This is a genomic window from Shewanella sp. c952 (assembly GCF_019654975.1).
GTDB lineage: Bacteria > Pseudomonadota > Gammaproteobacteria > Enterobacterales > Shewanellaceae > Shewanella.
The window spans coordinates 1-431 of the sequence record NZ_BPEW01000144.1 but is presented as its reverse complement, the minus strand read 5'-3'; the positions used below and the strand labels follow the sequence as shown (position 1 = coordinate 431).

Sequence of the window (431 nt, the reverse complement as noted above, 5' to 3'; positions counted from 1 at the left end):
TCACCTTGCCGGCGCATTGGCAGATAAGTCAGGAAGCCTTCAGCGATGAACAGTGGTACTGGCCTGTAAGGCAGCTTAAGTTTTTGGCGCGCTTTCCGCATAAATACGACAGCTGGCTGGGCTGGGGACACACAATACCCAATGGTGATCCTGCCGAACCCTTTGCCGAAAATACCCGTCAAAACGGCATGATAGTTCTGCCGTCACTGCTGGTTGATGAGGTTTTCCACACCCTGGAGATTGACCAGGACAAGTGCATCAATTTTTATAGCCTGGTGCCGCTTTATGAAGAAGAGATGATGTTGAAACTGGAGCAGGGCAGCGATGCCTTGTTGGATCTGTTCGACAAATATCAGGTGAGCGATCTGGTGGATGTTGCCAGAATCAATGTGGTCACAGGGCGGAAATAACCGAGCCCACGAGACTCCTGA

The 431-nt window shown here is 51.0% G+C and carries 1 protein-coding gene; it reads left to right on the top strand.

The window, feature by feature from the left end; all coding sequences use genetic code 11:
- A partial coding sequence (locus K5R16_RS22300; protein WP_220740615.1) for a suppressor of fused domain protein occupies positions 1–410 on the top strand: 410 nt, incomplete at its 5' end.
- Positions 411–431: the final 21 nt, after the last annotated feature.